The organism is Singulisphaera rosea, assembly GCF_054877945.1.
In genome coordinates this window covers 197,654-214,599 of sequence record NZ_JBTYIP020000005.1, presented here as the reverse complement: position 1 = coordinate 214,599, position 16,946 = coordinate 197,654, and the positions used below count along the sequence as shown (strand labels likewise).

Sequence of the window (16,946 nt, the reverse complement as noted above, 5' to 3'; positions counted from 1 at the left end):
CCCCTTGCTGGGCTTCCCTGCTTTCTCCTCCAGAGTACCAGGTTTCGGGCCCGTCACGGACCACCAATCACCCCGAGTCATCCGCGCATGTCGGCGACCAGGGCCTTATAGGCGGCGACGGCCATTCGGTCACAGGCTTCGTTCTCGGGATGTCCGTTGTGGCCGAGGACGTGGGTCACGCGCACGCGGTGACGGGAAAGGAGTTCGTCGATCTTCTGCCAAAGGTCGACGTTCATCACCGGCTTGAGGCGTCCGCCTTCCTTGCGTTGCCAGCCTTGCGCCTTCCACTTGGGCATCCACTCGTTGATGCCTTTGGCCACGTACTGGCTGTCGGTGATCAGCTCGACCTGGCAGGGGCGTTTGAGGGAGGCCAGGCCTTCGATCGCACCCGACAGCTCCATGCGGTTGTTGGTCGTTTGAGGCTCGGCCCCCGACGCGTCGCGGGTCTGGCCGCTGGCGGGGTGCTCGAGGATGTACGCCCAACCGCCGGGGCCAGGATTGCCGCTGCAAGCACCATCCGTATACAGCCGCACCGAATCGTTCGGAGCCGAGGAATCCATTGCCATGAAGACGATCCTGTCGCATGCACGTAGACGATCACGCCGGACGATCCAGGTCGATCGCCGGGCGAGGGGAGGCCTGTGATTCTATCGTGCCGTATCACCAATCACGAGCCGAGACTCGTCGAGATTCTCCGCCGAATGGTGACGAAGGAGGGTGGGAGAGGGGGAGGGGAGACGCCGGCCGATTGATGGGATCCGGCACGACGTCACCCGTCCTGTCCTTCAGGCTCGAGTCGTTCCATCGCAATCCCATCCTGGGGATAGGGCAGCTCTCAATACTTGCGAACCACGCCGACGAGGACGCCGAGGATGTCGACCCGATCTCGGAAGATCGGCTTCATCGTCTTGTTGGCGGGTTCGAGGCGGACGCGGTTCCGTTCGCGGAAGAACCGCTTGAGGGTCGCCTCCCCGTCGTCGTCGCGGACGGCGACGATCTGGCCGTCCCGAGCGGCCTCTTGCCTCTTGATGACCACGAAGTCGCCGTCGGCGATGTGCTCTTCGATCATCGAGTTGCCGGTGACGCGGAGCGCGAACTTGTCGTCGGACCCTTCCCACTCGGAGAAACCGAGTTCCTCATCCTGCTCGATCGCCTCGATCGGCTGACCGGCGGCGATCCGGCCGAGGAGCTTGAGGGCGGCGGGGCGGGGGGCGGTCGTCGGGTCGTCCAGCAATTGGATCGCCCGCGACATATTCGGCTCGCGGTGAATCAGGCCTTTCTTCTGAAGGGCCTTGAGGTGACACATGACCCCGTTGGGGCTCTTGATGTCGAACTGGAGGCCAATCTCACGGACGGTCGGCCCATATCCACGCCCCTGGATCTTGGAGCGGATGAAGTCGTAGATCTCGCGCTGTCGGGACGTCAGCGCCTCGAGGTCGGCCATGGCTGGCTCCGATCGCCGGAGAAACGGTAAGGGAGGGGGACCGCCCTACGAACGGACGATCACCAACTGACCCTTTGGCTGCTAATGTACACAGGTTGTCTAGCGCACGCGAGAACATTTTTCCAGAATAATTCGGAATTGCCGTCAAGCGATCGGAAAAATCGCGCCTCGGTGATTTTTTCCTTGGCGTCCGCGAGGCCCGGCGTTTGATTGGTAAGCGACCCTAGTCGTGGAAAACCCGATGTCCCGGAGCTCGACATGACCGTGCCGATTCGCGTTTTGGCCCTGCACTCCCATCCCGACGACATCGAGTTCCAGTGCGCCGGGACTCTCGCCCTCTTGCGGGAGGCGGGCTGTCACGTGACCCTGGCGACGATGACGCCCGGCGATTGCGGCAGTGCCGAGCACGACGCCGAGACGATCGCCGAGATCCGGCGCGGCGAGGCGAAGGCGGCCGCCGACCTGATCGGGGCCGACTACCTCTGTCTCGAGTTCCGAGACCTTGCCATCTTCAACGACGACGAGTCGAGGCGGCGAATCACCGAGGTCCTGAGACGCACTCGTCCCGACCTCATCCTGACGGCGCCACCGAGTGACTACCTCTGCGACCACGAGATGACGAGCCTGCTCGTTCGAGACGCGTGCTTCACCGCCTCGGTCCCGAACTACGTCACCCGTCAGTGGGAACCCGCGCCGGCGTTACCGAAGATCCCCCACCTGTACTACGTAGATCCCATCGAAGGGAGCGACCGCGACGGACGCGCCATCCCCGCGGGGTTCCACGTCGACGTCTCGCGCGTGTTCGAGACTAAACGTGAGATGCTCGCCTGTCATGCAAGCCAGCGCAACTGGCTTTTGCGCCAGCACGGCATCGACGAATACCTCGACAGCCAGGCGAAGTGGGGGGCCCATCGAGGTGCCGAAATCGGGGTGGCGCAGGGTGAAGCGTTCCGGCAATACCTCGGGCACGCCTACCCGCACGACAACCTTCTCCTCAGCCTCGTCGGGCAAGACGGGCGAGGGAAATCGTTCGCGACTTCCTGAATCCAGTCGTCAAAACGGCCCCAAAGCGCGAGCGAGTGAATTTCCCCGGATCGGATTCACTCGCTTGCGCTTCAGGCTGGTAAAGGGGCGTTCGAAGCGCCAGCCGGTGGGGAAGGCCATGGGCTCGAGGATTTGTTCCCACGGCGAGGCTCAGGGGGCGAAGTAGTCGATGAGCTGGGCGAGCATGCTCCGCAGGTCGCGGCGATGGACGATCCGGTCGATGAATCCGTGCTCGAGGAGGAATTCGCTGGTCTGGAAGCCGCTCGGGAGTTGGACCCGGACGGTCTGGGCGATGACCTTCGGGCCGGCGAACCCGATGAGGGCCTTCGGCTCAGCCAGGATGATGTCGCCGAGCGACGCGAAGCTGGCCGCGACCCCTCCCATCGTCGGATGGGTTAGGACGCTGATGTAAAGGCCCCCGGCCGCATTGTGGCGCGCGAGCGCGGCGGAAACCTTGGCCATCTGCATCAGGGACAAGATCCCCTCGTGCATCCGCGCACCGCCGCCGGAACCCGACACGATGACCAGGGGGAGTTTCTGCCGGGTCGCTTCTTCGATGGCCCTCGTCAGCTTCTCGCCGACGACCGAGCCCATGCTCCCCATGATGAATCCACTATCCGTGAGCCCGAGGACCGTCCGGATCCCCTTGATGAATCCTTGCCCGACGATCGCGGCTTCATTCAGGCCGGTCCGTTCCTGCTCGGCGCGAACACGCTCGGGGTAGGGGCGTCGGTCGTTGAAACCCAGGGGGTCGCCGGGCTTGAGGTCGGGGAACCATTCCTCGAACGTGTCCGCGTCGATGAGCTGCGCGATCCGGCTCACGGCCGTTACGGCAAAATGATGGTTGCACTCGGGACAGACGTTGAGGTTCTGCTCGACTTGCTTGCGGAAGAGCGTGGCCTGACACCCGTCACACCGCATCCAGACGCCTTCGGGCACGCGCTTGGGCTCGAAGTGGCCGTGCCAGGCGTTCGAAGATCCTCCTTGTTTCAGGGCCATGGTCCGCGCTCCTGCAATGCGGGCGAGTCGGGCAGAATAGAAATCGGTGTGGGCGTAAATTTCGAGGGTGGCAAACCCGAAGAACCCTCGGGCTCGTCGAGGATCCTCTCCCTGCCATCGGACATCAAACCGTCGGAACTCGCTTTTTTCAATGGCCGTTGCGGCCCGGCTCCGGGACGATCTGGATCCGCTCGAAGCCGCCGGTGGGGACGCGGTCGTCGAGTTGGACGCGAGGGTCGCGTCGGAGGTAGCAGGCGATCAACTGGGCGATCGGCTCGCCGGCGACGAGCCCGATCACCTCATCCTGGTGTCGCTTGACCAGGGGGCGGACCGCTTGCTTGATCCGCTCGAGGGCATTCTCGATGGTCTCGCCGTGGGGAGGGCAAACGGTCACCGGGTCGTCGAGCCACTGGCGGAACACCTTGAGGTTGCGCCGCTTGATCTCGTCGAGCTGGAGCCCTTGCCAGAGGCCCTGGTCGAGGTTGCGGAGGTCGTCGATTCGCTTGGGCCGAAGCCCGAGGGCCTTGCCGACGGCCTCTGCGGTCCGGACGACGCTCTCGCCCGGCCCGCAGTAGAGCGCAGCGAGCTCGACGCCGGCGCAAGGCTCGGCGATCCGCTCGGCCAGCGAGGCGACCTCGGCACGCCCTCGCTCGCTGAGCGGGATGTCGAGGATCCCCTGGACGCGGTTTTGCTCGTCGTAAACGGTTGCGCCGGGCCGGATCAGGACGACCTGGGTCATTCTGGCGACGAAGGCCGGGCCCTTGAGGCCCGGCCATCACCTCACTCGCTGCCGCGGCGGGCACCCTGGACCAACTCGGCCAGGGCTGCCGCGTAGTTGCCATCGTTGCGAAAGACCGCCGAGCCGGCGACCAGTTGCGTGACGCCGGCCGAGACCGCCGCCCCGATGGTCGTCGGGTTGATACCACCATCGATCGAGATCCGCAAATCGGGGTGCGACTTGCGGAGCGCCCGAACCTTTTCCAGGACCTCGGCCTCGAACTTCTGGCCGCCGAAGCCGGGCATCACGCTCATCACGAGGACGGCGTCGAGCTCGTCGAGAAACGGTTCGATGGCCGAGAGCGGCGTCGGGGGGTTGAGCGCCAGAGACGCCTCGCAGCCCGCGTCGCGAATCTTGCGGAGCAGGGGGCGGGGATCCGGAACCGCCTCGATATGGAAGATGATGACGTCGCAGCCGGCCCGGATGAAATCATCGACGTAGCGAGCGGGGTCAGATATCATCAAGTGCGTATCGAACGGGAAGTCGGTCCACTTCCGCCAGTCGGCGATGACCGGAGCCCCATACGTCAGGTTCGGCACGAAGTGGCCGTCCATGACGTCGAGGTGGACGGCGATCGTCCCGGCCTGCTTGAGCGCGTCGAGCTCCTCGGTCATCCGGGTGAAGTCGCAGTTCAACAGCGACGGGGTGATGACCGGCCGTTCGGCCGAATTCAAGACATCGAGCCGGGCCGAACGATCGGCCGGCGCCTGGCGTGGTTCGCCCATCGCGTTGTCTACTTTCTACGACCGGGAAGCGATCGATGGGAGACGCGGGGCCGTAGGGGGGGGAACGATACGGCCCTCTTCGTTATCGATCGGGAATGACCTTCAGAGAGTTGAATGTTTTCCCCTCGAGACACTCGAGGAAGGCACCCCCGCCGGTCGAGACATGGCTCACCTTGTCGGCAAACCCGAACGACTCGACCGCCTCGGCCGTCTCGCCACCGCCGACGACGGTGATGGCCGGGGAAGCCGCCATCGCCTCGGCGACCTTAACCGTCCCCTTCCGGAACGGCTCGTCCTCGAACTTGCCCATCGGGCCGTTCCAGATCACCGTCCCGGCCTCGCGGATGATCTTGCCATAAGCTTCGGCTGTGGCTGGGCCGATGTCGAGCCCGAGCCAACCGTCGGGGAGCTCCGGCCCTTCGACGATTTTCGTCTCGGAGGTCGGGTCGAGCGAAGTCGCGACCAGGTGGTCCTGGGGCAAGACGAGCTTCGGCCCCGCGAGGGCGAGCAGGCGATTGGCCTCCTCGAGCCTGTCGGCCTCGACGCGGCTCTTGCCGATCGAATGGCCCTGGGCTTTCAGGAACGTGTAGGTCATCGCGCCGCCGATCAAGAGGCGATCGACCTTGGGCAGCAAGTTCTCGATGACCAGGATTTTATCGGAGACCTTCGCCCCCCCCATGACCGCGACCATCGGCGGCTTGGGATGGCCGAGCAGCGTGTCGAGGATCTGGAGTTCCTTCTCGACGAGGAATCCGATTGCGCGATTCTCGGGCGGGAAGCACTCGGGCACGGCCACCATCGAGGCTTCATCTCGGTGGCATGTGCCGAACGCGTCGTTGACGTAGGCGTCGGCCAGGCCAGCGAGCTGGGCGGCGAACTTCGGGTCGCCCTTCTTCTCGCCCGAGTTGAATCGGACGTTCTCGAGGACGAGGACGTCGCCTGGCTTGAGGTCGGCCGCGGCAGCCTGGGCTTCGGGCCCGACCGTGTCGCCAACCTTGCGGACGGAGCGGCTGAGCACTTCACTGAGCCGATCGGCCACACGGTCCAGCCGGAACGCGGCGTCTTCCTCCGGCTTTCCGGTCGGGCGGCCGAGGTGGCTCACCAGGATCAGGCTGGCCCCCTTCTCGAGGGCGAAGGTGAGGGTCGGCAGCGCGGCTCGGATCCGGCGATCGTCGGAGACCGCCCCATCCTTGGTTAGGGGGACGTTGAAGTCGACCCGGACGAGGACCTTCTTCCCAGCCAGGTCCAGGTCGCGAATGGTCTGCTTGGCCAAAGGGGTGATCCTTGAATAGGGAAGAGTCACATGCCGGATGCCCAACGCCCGGGCGTTCGCCGGACATTGGGCATCTCACGAAAGGCACGATCGTCGACGTTCAGCCGAGGTTGGCGATCTTCAAGATCAACTCGGCGGTCCGGCAGGAATAGCCCCACTCGTTGTCGTACCAGGCGATCGTCTTGACGAGGTTGCCGTCGATGACGGTCGTCCAGTCGGCCATGAAGATGCTGGAGTGGGGGTTGCCGATGATGTCGCTCGAGACGAGCGGGTCGGTCGTGTACTGGAGGATTCCCTTGAGCGGCCCCTCGGCGGCGGCCTTCATCGCGGCGTTGACCTCGTCCTTGGTAACCGACCTCTTGAGCAACGAGGTCAGGTCGGTGATCGAGCCGTCGGGCACGGGGACGCGGAGCGAGAAGCCGGTCAGCTTGCCGTTGAGCTCGGGGATGACCTCGCCGACGGCCTTGGCCGCCCCGGTAGTCGAGGGGATGATGTTGATCGCGGCCGAGCGGGCACGATACGGATCCGAATGGATCTGGTCGGCCACGCGCTGGTCGTTCGTGTAGGCGTGGCAGGTGGTCATGAGGCCCTTCTCGATCCCGAAGGTCTCGTGGAGGACCTTGGCCATCGGGGCCAGGCAGTTCGTCGTGCAAGAGGCGTTGGAGACGATCTTGTGCTCGGGCTTGAGCGTGTTGTCGTTCACGCCGAGGACGATCGTGGCGTCGAGTTTATCCTTGGGGGGGGCGCTCAGGATCACGCGTTCGGCGCCGGCGTCGATGTGCTTCTGGAGGGCAGCCTTGTTGGTGAAGAAGCCGGTCGACTCGAGGGCGACCTGGCACTTCAGGGCCTTCCAAGGCAGATTGGCAGGATCCTTCTCCTGCGTGATCTTGATTTCCTTGCCGTTGACGATCAGGGCCTGCTCGCCCACTTCGACCGTGCCCTTGAAGGGGCCGTGGACGCTGTCATACTTCAGAAGGTAGGACAGGTGCTTGGCATCCGACAGGTCGTTGATGGCAACGACTTCGAAGTCATTCGGCCGCTCCGCCAAGGCGCGGAAGACCAGGCGTCCAATCCGCCCAAAACCATTGATCCCAACTCGAACGGCCATGCGTCCCGCTCCTGGCTCTTTCAGAAAGGGCTTCCGACTCAATCGTGCACCGATGCGGCCTCCGGCGTTATGCCAGGAAGCGCGTACCGCCACCTCGTTTCTAATCCGAGACCGGATTATAGGCGTCGTCCGCGGAGACTGTCAACGTAACGGCAGACGCCACCGGCCTCCACGAACACCTGTTGGGGACGCCCACGAACCTGACCTTTCCGAAGAGTTCACGGGCATTGACGGCCACGCTCGCAAAGAGCCCGTCCTTGCCCGATTCCGCAAGAAATCGGCGACCACTCCGCAGCGAACGGCCCGCGTCGAATGACGGTGCTTGAAGAAAATATCAAACGCTCGAGGAACTTTTTCAGGAGAATCGGCACTCTGATTCTGAGACGATGGGTTCAGAGCCTCGAAACTCGTATGATCGCCGTCGAGTGAAGCGGAGTGACCTGAGCGAGTCCATGTTGACGTCGAAAACGGTCCGCCAATCCCTGGTCATTGCCCTCGCCACCTTCCACATGGTGGTGATGCTCGCGGGGCCTTGCCTCCACGCGGTCCCGGGCTGGGATCACGGGGCCTCGGCGGGGGCGTTCGCGACGGACCATCCCTCGGGCGAAACGACCTCGACGCCTCATGCCAACTCGGATCACTGCCTCGTCTGCCAATTCCTCGCCCAAGGGCAGTTGATCGCCCAGCCGACGCTCCAATCGACCGACGAACGCATCGCGACGCTCGTCCCCCTCGACCGCCCCTCGACGATATCCCACCCGTCACATGCTCCCTCGCGCCTCCGCGCACCGCCCCTTGTCTGACGGACACCACGCCTGATCTCGAAGTCAGGAAGTCCGGATGCCGGCGATCGTCAGGTTCGAGGTCGGATTGCCTCGGCAACCCAACCTCGACCGATCACCGTCCGAGGATCGATCTCGATCGGTTCGCCCGAATCCACGAGGGCGACAGTCGTAAGCCCGACTCGTCGGCTTGACGACGCTCCTCCGGTATCCCTCCCCTTCGAGGTCTTCGCGAAATTCCCGGCCCTTAGCGAACCCGACGCGCAAGCGGCCCGAGATCAACGGTTGTCCGTCCAGGGTGATGGTCGCCCTGCACGTGGCTCACTCGATGGATCGCCATCAGGAACGAGGAGCGAGGGAACCCCGATGATCTCGGGAGTCGTGACTTCAGAATCCCGGCGTGCGCAGGCCGCACCTCGCGGGAATCGCTTCGACCATACGGCAACACGACCACGAAAGGCCCTGGTGGGCAAGGGGCAAGAGGGCCTTTTGCTCGAGGTCCAACCCTTGCTTCGACCCATGGTCGCGGTGGCGAGGAAGATCCTCGGGAGCGACGACCTCGCCTGGGACGCGGTCCAGGAGGCCCTGCTGAGCCTCTGGCTCGAGGCCGAGCCGCCGGCCAAACTCCGCCCCTGGCTGATCCGGACGGTGGTCCACCGCAGCCTCCACCTCTCCCGGAGCCGAGCCAGGCGCCGGAAGCACGAGGAGCGGGCCGCGAAGGGACGCCCCGAGACCAGCCGACACGACGAACCTTCCCAAAAGCTGGAGAACGAGGAGCTCGAACGATTGGTCCACCGCGCCCTCCTCGGAGTCACGAGCGACCATCGAGACATCCTCATCCTTAGCTTGCTTTCCGACATGGACTACGCCTCGCTCGCAGAGCACCTGCGGATCCCCCCCGGCACCGTCCGCTCGCGGTTGAACCGCTCGCGGAAGGCGCTCCGGCTCGAGCTCTCGCGACTCCTCTCGAAGGATGATCATGACGACTTATTTCGCCGCGAGCCGAACATCTGATCCGCAACATCGCCGAGGTGCCGAAATGCCCAAGCCTCGAACGTCATCCGCGTGGGAGCCGCGCGGATTCACCCTGATCGAGCTGCTGGTCGTCATCGCGATCATCGCCGTGCTCATCGCCCTGCTGTTGCCGGCGGTTCAGGCCGCTCGCGAGGCGGCCCGTCGCTCGCAATGCATCAACAACCTCAAACAGATCGGCGTGGCCCTGCATAACTACCTCGACGCCCAGCAAGTCTTCCCCCCCGGTTACGTGAGCTCCATCAACAAATCGATCACCAACGCCTGCGACCAGGATGCCGAGGACGCCAGCTCGGTCGACCTGGGGTCGGGATGGGCGTGGGGGAGCATGATCCTGCCGCAGATGGAGCAGGGACCGCTCTTCAACGCGATCAACTTCAACCTCTCGGTGGCCTTCGCCGCCAATAACACATGCAGCACCACGGCGTTGAGCGTCTTCCTCTGCCCCTCGGACTTCGGGCCGTCGGTGGTGCCGGTCCTGAAGGACCCGCCCGATCCGGCCCAGCCGGGGACGTACACCGGCTCGGCGATCGTCGACACGGTCTCGCGGGGAAACTACGTCGGGATGTATGGCCTCGGCGAGATCTGCGACGGCTCGGGGGCCAACAACTCCTCGAACGCCCTCGGGATCTTCTACCGGAACAGCCGGACGGGCGTGGCCGCGATCAGCGACGGGACGAGCAACACGATCGCCGTCGGTGAGCGGAGCCACAACCTTAGTTATGTGACGTGGACGGCCCGAAGTATCGGGGGATGGCTCGGAACGACCTCGCTGATCGAAGGGGGAACCGACCGATTCAACCCCTCTCCCGAGGAATGCTGGACCCAGGTCCTCGGCCCGGCGGGGCTCGAAGACGGGACGAGGACGCCGAACGACATCGAGGCCCACGTCGAGGATTACTGGAGCTACCACCCCGGCGGCGTCAACTTCCTCTTCGCCGACGGCTCCGTCCACTTCCTCAAGTCGAGCATCAGCACAACCGCCTGGCGAGCCCTCGCCACCCGCGCATCCAACGAAGTCATCTCTGCCGACTCTTTCTAACCACGCCCCTCGCGACGCTTGTCGGCGACGATCGACCCTCTGATCGTCGCCGACAAGCGAATCTGCCAATTCGGTGAGTCCATCGCCGACATTTCTCCTTCTCGTCAATACCCGAGCGATCGCCAAATGGGTCGCGGGAATCTTGTCTGCGGGTGACCCGGGCGTCGCTCCGTCGCGGACGCGTCGTTTCTCAATCCGTCCCATCCCAAAGCATGCGCTCCAACCGCCCTGCACCGGGAAAAACTGATCGACTCACGGGTCGAAATCGGTGCTCCCAACTGGGGGTTAGGAAAGTCGTCGCGAACCGCTCGAATTGCGTTGTGTGGGCAGCCGACCGGGCCTTCCGGAAGGCCCGTGGGCAATGCCCACAGGACACGGATCTCAGCACCGATTTCGCTCCATGAGCTAAATCGATCCGTTCCTTAATGGCGGGATGCCCCGGAACCCCCCCGAATTTCAGGGTTCACGGATCGAGTCAAGGTCAATCGACCTTTCGAAGGAAATCTCGACTTCGAGGCGAAATCATTTAAGTTCGCGACGTCGCGTTGAACTTTTGCGATTCGGTATGGTATTGAGGGGGGGGACATTGTGGCTTGCAAGGCCACCTGTCCGGATTTCACACCGCGCATCGCGATTCAAATGCACAGTGGGGGTTTGAAAGACTTTTTTCCCAAGCGGGCCGTTGATTGTAAAAACCACCACACGGACGAGGGTGATTCCCGTCTCGCGTCATCGAGATCGCCATCGAGATTTCGGGATTTGAATCGTCGGAACCCTTGGAGGGTTCTCACCTTCGGAAAGTCAATGCGTCTCCTCGATCGACCTCGTTTGACATCGGCATCAGGGAGGTAGAGCCATGGCACAAGGATTGCACCAGTTATATGACGGATTACGGCGGCAAGAGGTAGCCAGGACGGCCACCCTCTCGGGCTCGAACAGGAGGTTCACGTTGACCACCGGCAAGACGATCGCTTTCGCGGTTCTGGTCTCGGGTCTCCTGATTTCGCCGGTCAAGGCCGACCCCATCTCCTGGACGTCGTCATGGGCGTCGAGCTCGAGCCTCTTCGGGGGGTCATCCATCCCGACTCGGGTTGTCTCCGCCCCATACACGCCTCCGACCACGACCCAGTCCTTCGGTTTCGCGCCGGTGTCGATGTCCGCATTCTTCAAGACCCCCACGTCCACCCCGACACCCATTGCGACGGCCACTCCAGTTGCAACTGCCGTGCCGGCCGCCACGACGTTTGCTCAAGCCGCCGCCGCACCCGTTCAGCCCGCGATGGTCGACGCGTTCATCAACATGGGGACCGGTCCTTACCCCGGCGACAGCCTGATCACGACGGGTGGGACCCAGCCCTGGTACGACAGCACCAAGCTCAACAGCTTCTTCGGCGGCCAGGCCACATCCCAGCAGCGTGCCGACTTCGCCCAAGCGGTCATCCAGGACGTCCAACAGACCTTCTCGCTCAGCGGCGTCCCCGTCTCCCTAACGGGTGACCCGAATGTCCCCGCCGCCCACACTCTGAGCCTGGTCTCCAACACTCAGGCCCAGTTGGCTCCCAACGCCATCGGGATGACCCAAATGGGAGCGAGCGGCTTCAGCTTCATCGATCAGATCGCGGGCTCGGCGCAAAACCTCACGCAGCTCCAGTGGATCGTGGCCCACAACATTTCTCACGAGCTGATGCTCGCCTTCGGCGTCGGCGAAAATCACGACACGACGGGCAACTACATCGACGCTCGCGACGCGACCTGGGCCATGATGACAGACCCGAACTCCACCTTCAGCCCGAGCGCCGTCCAGGACCTCCTCTCGAAGAACTTCCAGTCGAGCACGGTCCCGCTCTCCGGCCAGGCGGCGCAGGTTCTGGACGTCCAGCCCGTCCCCGAGCCGACCACCCTGGCTTGCTGGGCCCTGGCCGGGACGATCGCGGTCGTCGGTCGGCACCGCCGCACTCGACGAGCGGCCGCCTGAATGGTCCTGGGCATGTCCGCAACTTGCCGGGCCCGTGGCTGACCGCACGCAGCTCCAAACGAGTTCAGAGATCTCAATCTCGCCCACCGACTCTGCAAGTCGGTGGGCGATCGAATTTCGAAGGGAGCAAGTTCAGCAGGCCTCACTCGACAACTCGAGAAACCGCTCGCCCGCTGTTGGACCGATCGCCGCGGATGCGACCGTGGGCTCCATCAGGCTACAATCGGCCCGACTTGACCTGGCTTGCCCCGCGCGGTGCTGGGGACGACCTGGGTTCTCTCACCCGAGAGCGACTAACGATGCGATCCTCGATTGTCCTCGGACTACTCGCCGTGCTCGGCCCCGCAGCAACCCTGTTTGCATCGGGCAGGCTGGAGCCCGTCGAGGATTCCAAGCTCGCCGCATTCTTCCAGGCGTATCTCGAGAAGGCCTTCCGAGACGAGCCTCTCATGGCCACGCGGCTCGGCGATCATCGCTTCGACGACCAGCTCGACGACATCTCCGCGGAGGCCAGGAACGCCCGGCTCGAGCGTGACCGGAAGACCTTGACCGAGCTCCCTCGACAGGTCGACGCGAAACGGCTGTCGAGGGATGCGCAGATCGACTACGAGATTTTCGAGCACCACCTGGCTCGATCGATCTGGATCGCGGAGACCTTCCGTCCCTTCGAGGACGACCCTCGGACCTACGGCGAGTACGCGACGGAGAGCGTCTACCTTTTGCTGACTCAATCAACGCTTCCGAAAACCACGAACCTGAAAAACACCCTGGCCCGGATGACGCTCGTCCCTCGGGTTCTCGAGACGGCGAAGTCGACCCTCAAGGATCCGGCTCGAGTCAAGGTTGAGACGGCGATCCGCCAGACCGAAGGGGCGATCGGCTTTTATACAACAGACATCTTTATCCTCTCCGGCGAGCCGAAGGGGCGGGGTGAGCTCGGGAAGTCGGCCGCGGCGATCGTCGAGTCCCTCAACGATTATCTCAGGTTCCTCAAGGAGACCGTCCTCCCCAAGTCAAACGACGCATGGCGGATCGGCAAGGAGAAGTTCGCCAAGAAGCTTGAGCTCGAGCTCGACTCCGGGCTCTCCGCCGCCGAGGTCCTCGACGAGGCCGAGCGAGAAGCGACCCGGGTCGAAGGGGAAATGGCCGTCATCGCGCGACAACTTTGGGGGACGACGTTCCCCGGCGAGGTCATCCCTCCGGACGATCCCGAAGGTCGTCGTCGATCCATCCGGCGCGTCCTCCAGAAACTCGGCGAGGACCACGGGACGCCGGAGTCGCTCGTCGACGACGCACGATCCACGGTCGCTTCGATCAAGGCGTTCATCGCCAAGAACGAAGTGCTGCAACTGCCCGAGCCCGACCAGTGCAAAGTGATCGAGATGCCCGAGTTCCTCCGAGGGAACTCGGTTGCCTATCTCAACCCGTCCCCACCGCTCGACACGCGGGCCTCGAGTGAATACGCCGTCAGCCCGCCCCCTTCCGACTGGTCCCCCGCGAGGGTGGCGAGCTATCTCCAGGAATACAATCGTTCGATGCTCAAGATCCTGACCATCCACGAGGCGTATCCCGGGCATTACGTCCAGCTCGAGTACAGCAATCGCCACCCCTCCCTCATCCGGAAGGTCCTCTCCTCGGGGACGTTCGCCGAAGGGTGGGCCGTTTACACCGAGCAGATGATGCTCGACCAGGGGTTCGGCGACGGAGACCTGTCGCTCCGGCTTCACCAGTTGAAGTTCTATCTCCGCGCCGTCGTCAACGCGATCCTCGATCACAAGATGCACGCGGGCCAGATGACCGATGCCGAGGCGATGGACTTGCTCGTAGGGCGGGCGTTCCAGACCGAGGGGGAGGCTGTCGGCAAGATCATCCGCTCGAAGCAGTCGTCCGCTCAGCTTTCCACCTACTTCGTCGGCAGGACCGCCTTCTATCGGCTCCGCCAGTCGGCCCAGCGTCGACTCGGCGATCGATTCAACCTCGGCCGATATCACGAGGCCGTGCTTTCCCACGGGACTTTACCCGTCAAGTATCTTCCCGAGCTCGTTGTGAAGCCCCTGGAAGCCTCGAAGTGAGCGAGCCTCGTTAAGACGAGAGTGTTGGATCCGTGGGATGCTGATCCCAGGGTCGTCCTTGTTTCGATGTCGAGTCTTGTGAAAACCGAGACGCCCGGCCCCGAGTTGAAACTCGGGGCCGGGCGTCGTTTGTAACCGGATGTGTCGAAGATCGAGATGTCGTGGGACAAGTGCGGGAAGGCCCTCGTCGCGGCCGATCTTATTGATCCTTGCCGCCCAGGTGATTCATGTTCATCCCCTGGAAGAAGTCGGTCGGGTTGCCCTTGGGCTTGGGAGCCGGCTGGGAGGTATCGATCCCGGAATCCTTGACCACGCGGTCGCGGTGGGAGACCAGCTTGGGGTAGAGGTCGGCGTAGATCGCACGCTGCTCGGGGGTGGTGGCGGGGGCGAACCGGAGGTTGTAGGTGTGCATGAAGCCGAGCAGGCCGCCGAGGGTGGTCTGCGGGTGCTTCTCCAGCGCCGCGATCGCCTTCTCCACCCGGGGATTCTCGAGCATCCGGGCGAGGCCGGCCATCGTCTTCACGTAATTTCGCCCCTCGCTCAAGGCGAGCTTGTCGGCAGGGGGTGAGGCTTCGAGCTTGTCGTGAATTCGCAACGGGATCGCACGAAGCGTCGCGAGGGTCTTGGCCTGGATCCGCCCGTTCTCATCCTCCTTCAACACCTGGGCAATCGCCGCTTCCCAGGCCTTTCGTTCGGGCTGGAAGGCGTCGTCCTGGAGGGCGAGGGGCCAGTTGTCCTTCGAAGTGAGTTGATGGAGGCTGAGCGTCACCGAATCCGAGGCATTCTCGAACGGGATGTCGTCGATGATGCTGCCGGCGATCGGGTCGTTGGCCATCCGAATGGCTGAGCTGTGGATCCTGGGGTCGGTGATCTGGTCGAGGACCAGGTTCAGCGCGTTGCCGTCATTGATGTCGGCGTCGGTCGGGTTGTCACGTAGGCGCTGGTAGAGTTGGTCGGATGTCTGGTTGATGGCCTGCTGCCGCTGGGCCATCCGGAGATACTCGCGGCGGTTGGCTTCCTGCTGCGAGCTCCACAAATACTGGTTCCAGCGAACGACCGTGTCGGTGTTGATCGATGCGGCCTCGGCCGTCATCTCGTTGTATTCGCCGGCGCCGATGTTGTAAGCGCCGAGGCCTCGGGCGTAGTCGCCCTGGGGGGTCGCACCACCGCCGCCCCATCCACCCCAACCATATCCCCCGTAGCCGGGGTAATACTGGGCGTGAGCCTCACCGGCGAAGATCGCGATCGAGGCCGCGATCCCCATCAACATTCGTGAACCTCGGACCATCGGAAACCTCCTTCGGGGAAGGCGTTCGCGCCCACCCTCGTTGCGACCTCATGTCTTGTTCGAATTCCGAGCCACCACTCAAATTCTTCTCAAGTCTAAAGCTTAGGGAGCCGGGTGGGATTCACCAGCGGCCGACTTGAGAAAATGGACAACCATGCGAATCCCGAGCCCATAGGACCGGAACCGCTACGATTTTTGGTCAATCACCGGGCGGATTCGAGGCTCACACAACCGGGCTAGTCCACGGGAACAAGATCACCGCTTGGGTCGTGCGGATCGCGTGGGAGGTGCGGAAGGTCGGGAGGATGGGGGTGGACTTTCGGAGAGGGGACGACGGGGGCCGGTTCGGATTGCTCGACACGATAGAGGACGGGTCCGATCGCGACCTCGTCGCCGAGTCGGAGTTGAGACGCTTCCACGACCCGGCCGTTGACCCTCAGACCGTTGCGACTGCCGAGGTCCCGGATCAATAACCGGTCATACGCCAGGGCGATGCAACAATGGCGGCGAGAGATCTTCGCCAGGTCGATGCGGATGTCACACTCGGGATGACGACCGATCAGGATCACAGGCCGCTGGAGGGGTATGACCGCGAATTTTCCGACGGTCAGGGGGGTGAGTTGGGCCGACATGCGTCGAGGTTCTCCACCGCGTCCTCGTCATCACGCATCTGGACGATCACCTGGATCCGGCAACGATCGGCCATCCCCGCGGGTAGCAGTTCCCGGACGGCCGCCGCAAGCGGGTTCTCGTCACCAGGCGGGACGTCGTACGGGAGGTCGCTGAGGGGCGAGCCGGCGTAGACGGGGTCCGAGTCTTTCGTCCCGTTCGAGCTCTCGGCCACGGTCAGCTCATGACCCACACCGTCGTCAAGTCGAAATCGGATGTGGGCAATCGCGAGCTCATCCCCGGGCTTCAACCGACCCGTCTCGACCCGCTGCCCATTGATCCGGATCCCATTCGTGCTCCCCAAGTCGCGGACGATGACCTCGCCCTGATCCCGGGTCATGCAGCAATGGTGGCGAGAGACGCGGAGCGACTCGAGCCTGGCATCGCATTGCGGGTGGCGCCCCACGACGACCATGGTCCGATCCAAAGGGATGTCGGGGCCTTCGTCGAGTGCCACCAGGCGTGTGCGCATGGTCGAGTCCCTGCACCGAAGCCATTGACATCGCTTGGATTATTATCGCCCGGCGTCCCGCCCTGTCACTGAGATTATAGCGCGAAATCCAAGCGATAATCTAGAACCAATCCCCGGGAAAATACAAGGAACCTCGCCCCTCGAAGCCGATCCTCAACGACCGATTTCGTTGTCTCACCCGTCAGTTAAGGAACAAGACGACTCGCGGTCCGTTCGGTTCTGAGTCGGGCGAAATCGCCCTTC

Annotated in this window: 16 protein-coding genes; 6 read left to right on the top strand and 10 right to left on the bottom strand. The window is 63.6% G+C overall.

Going from position 1 to position 16,946, the window contains the following annotated elements:
• Nucleotides 1-77 precede the first annotated feature (77 nt).
• Nucleotides 78-566 carry a ribonuclease HI gene (gene rnhA / locus ACYOEI_RS11920; protein WP_462849746.1) on the bottom strand — a complete coding sequence of 163 codons (489 nt, stop codon included), beginning with the start codon at nt 564-566 and terminating at the stop codon, nt 78-80.
• Between the two features lie 269 nt (nt 567-835).
• Nucleotides 836-1,444 carry a transcriptional repressor LexA gene (gene lexA / locus ACYOEI_RS11915; RefSeq protein ID WP_462849745.1) on the bottom strand — a complete coding sequence of 203 codons (609 nt, stop codon included), beginning with the start codon at nt 1,442-1,444 and terminating at the stop codon, nt 836-838.
• A 258-nt stretch (nt 1,445-1,702) separates the two neighbouring features.
• Between lexA and ACYOEI_RS11910 the strand changes: the two genes are divergently transcribed.
• The gene (locus ACYOEI_RS11910; protein WP_462849744.1) at nt 1,703-2,488 is read left to right on the top strand and encodes a PIG-L deacetylase family protein; all 786 of its coding nucleotides are present in this window, start codon (nt 1,703-1,705) and stop codon (nt 2,486-2,488) included.
• A 150-nt stretch (nt 2,489-2,638) separates the two neighbouring features.
• Here the strand turns inward: ACYOEI_RS11910 and accD are convergent, their stop codons facing one another.
• The 5 genes from accD to gap form a co-directional block, all read right to left on the bottom strand.
• Nucleotides 2,639-3,487, bottom strand: a complete 849-nt coding sequence (gene accD, locus ACYOEI_RS11905) for an acetyl-CoA carboxylase, carboxyltransferase subunit beta (RefSeq protein ID WP_462849743.1) — start codon at nt 3,485-3,487, stop codon at nt 2,639-2,641.
• 148 nt (nt 3,488-3,635) lie between these two features.
• Entirely contained in the window at nt 3,636-4,226 is a 591-nt protein-coding gene (locus ACYOEI_RS11900) for a histidine phosphatase family protein (protein ID WP_462849742.1), read from the bottom strand.
• Between the two features lie 41 nt (nt 4,227-4,267).
• Entirely contained in the window at nt 4,268-4,990 is a 723-nt protein-coding gene (gene rpe, locus ACYOEI_RS11895) for a ribulose-phosphate 3-epimerase (protein ID WP_462849741.1), read from the bottom strand.
• Nucleotides 4,991-5,072: 82 nt separating this feature from the next.
• Nucleotides 5,073-6,263: a phosphoglycerate kinase gene (locus ACYOEI_RS11890; RefSeq protein WP_462849740.1), complete on the bottom strand. Its 1,191-nt coding sequence runs from the start codon at nt 6,261-6,263 to the stop codon at nt 5,073-5,075.
• A gap of 100 nt (nt 6,264-6,363) precedes the next feature.
• On the bottom strand, nt 6,364-7,371 hold the full coding sequence (gap, locus tag ACYOEI_RS11885; RefSeq protein WP_462849739.1) for a type I glyceraldehyde-3-phosphate dehydrogenase: 1,008 nt from the start codon (nt 7,369-7,371) through the stop codon (nt 6,364-6,366).
• A 452-nt stretch (nt 7,372-7,823) separates the two neighbouring features.
• Here gap and ACYOEI_RS11880 point away from each other — a divergent pair, with 452 nt between their 5' ends.
• The 5 genes from ACYOEI_RS11880 to ACYOEI_RS11860 all read left to right on the top strand — a co-directional run bounded on the left by ACYOEI_RS11880 (nt 7,824) and on the right by ACYOEI_RS11860 (nt 14,274).
• Nucleotides 7,824-8,174, top strand: coding sequence for a hypothetical protein (locus ACYOEI_RS11880; protein WP_462849738.1), 351 nt, complete (start codon nt 7,824-7,826; stop codon nt 8,172-8,174).
• A 345-nt stretch (nt 8,175-8,519) separates the two neighbouring features.
• Nucleotides 8,520-9,167: an RNA polymerase sigma factor gene (locus ACYOEI_RS11875; protein WP_462849737.1), complete on the top strand. Its 648-nt coding sequence runs from the start codon at nt 8,520-8,522 to the stop codon at nt 9,165-9,167.
• A gap of 25 nt (nt 9,168-9,192) precedes the next feature.
• Nucleotides 9,193-10,227, top strand: a complete 1,035-nt coding sequence (locus ACYOEI_RS11870; RefSeq protein WP_462849736.1) for a DUF1559 domain-containing protein — start codon at nt 9,193-9,195, stop codon at nt 10,225-10,227.
• A gap of 856 nt (nt 10,228-11,083) precedes the next feature.
• Complete coding sequence (locus tag ACYOEI_RS11865; RefSeq protein ID WP_462849734.1) at nt 11,084-12,202, top strand: hypothetical protein; 1,119 nt, start codon at nt 11,084-11,086, stop codon at nt 12,200-12,202.
• A 299-nt stretch (nt 12,203-12,501) separates the two neighbouring features.
• Nucleotides 12,502-14,274, top strand: a complete 1,773-nt coding sequence (locus ACYOEI_RS11860; protein WP_462849732.1) for a DUF885 domain-containing protein — start codon at nt 12,502-12,504, stop codon at nt 14,272-14,274.
• Nucleotides 14,275-14,473: 199 nt separating this feature from the next.
• On the opposite strand, the gene ACYOEI_RS11855 is transcribed toward ACYOEI_RS11860, so the two are convergent.
• The 3 genes from ACYOEI_RS11855 to ACYOEI_RS11845 form a co-directional block, all read right to left on the bottom strand.
• A complete protein-coding gene (locus ACYOEI_RS11855) occupies nt 14,474-15,562 on the bottom strand; it encodes a hypothetical protein (protein WP_462849731.1) in 1,089 nt (362 codons plus the stop codon).
• A 236-nt stretch (nt 15,563-15,798) separates the two neighbouring features.
• Entirely contained in the window at nt 15,799-16,194 is a 396-nt protein-coding gene (locus tag ACYOEI_RS11850) for an FHA domain-containing protein (protein WP_462849729.1), read from the bottom strand.
• Nucleotides 16,170-16,703 carry an FHA domain-containing protein gene (locus ACYOEI_RS11845; RefSeq protein WP_462849728.1) on the bottom strand — a complete coding sequence of 178 codons (534 nt, stop codon included), beginning with the start codon at nt 16,701-16,703 and terminating at the stop codon, nt 16,170-16,172. The genes ACYOEI_RS11850 and ACYOEI_RS11845 overlap by 25 nt, the downstream gene beginning before the upstream one ends.
• Nucleotides 16,704-16,946 lie beyond the last annotated feature (243 nt).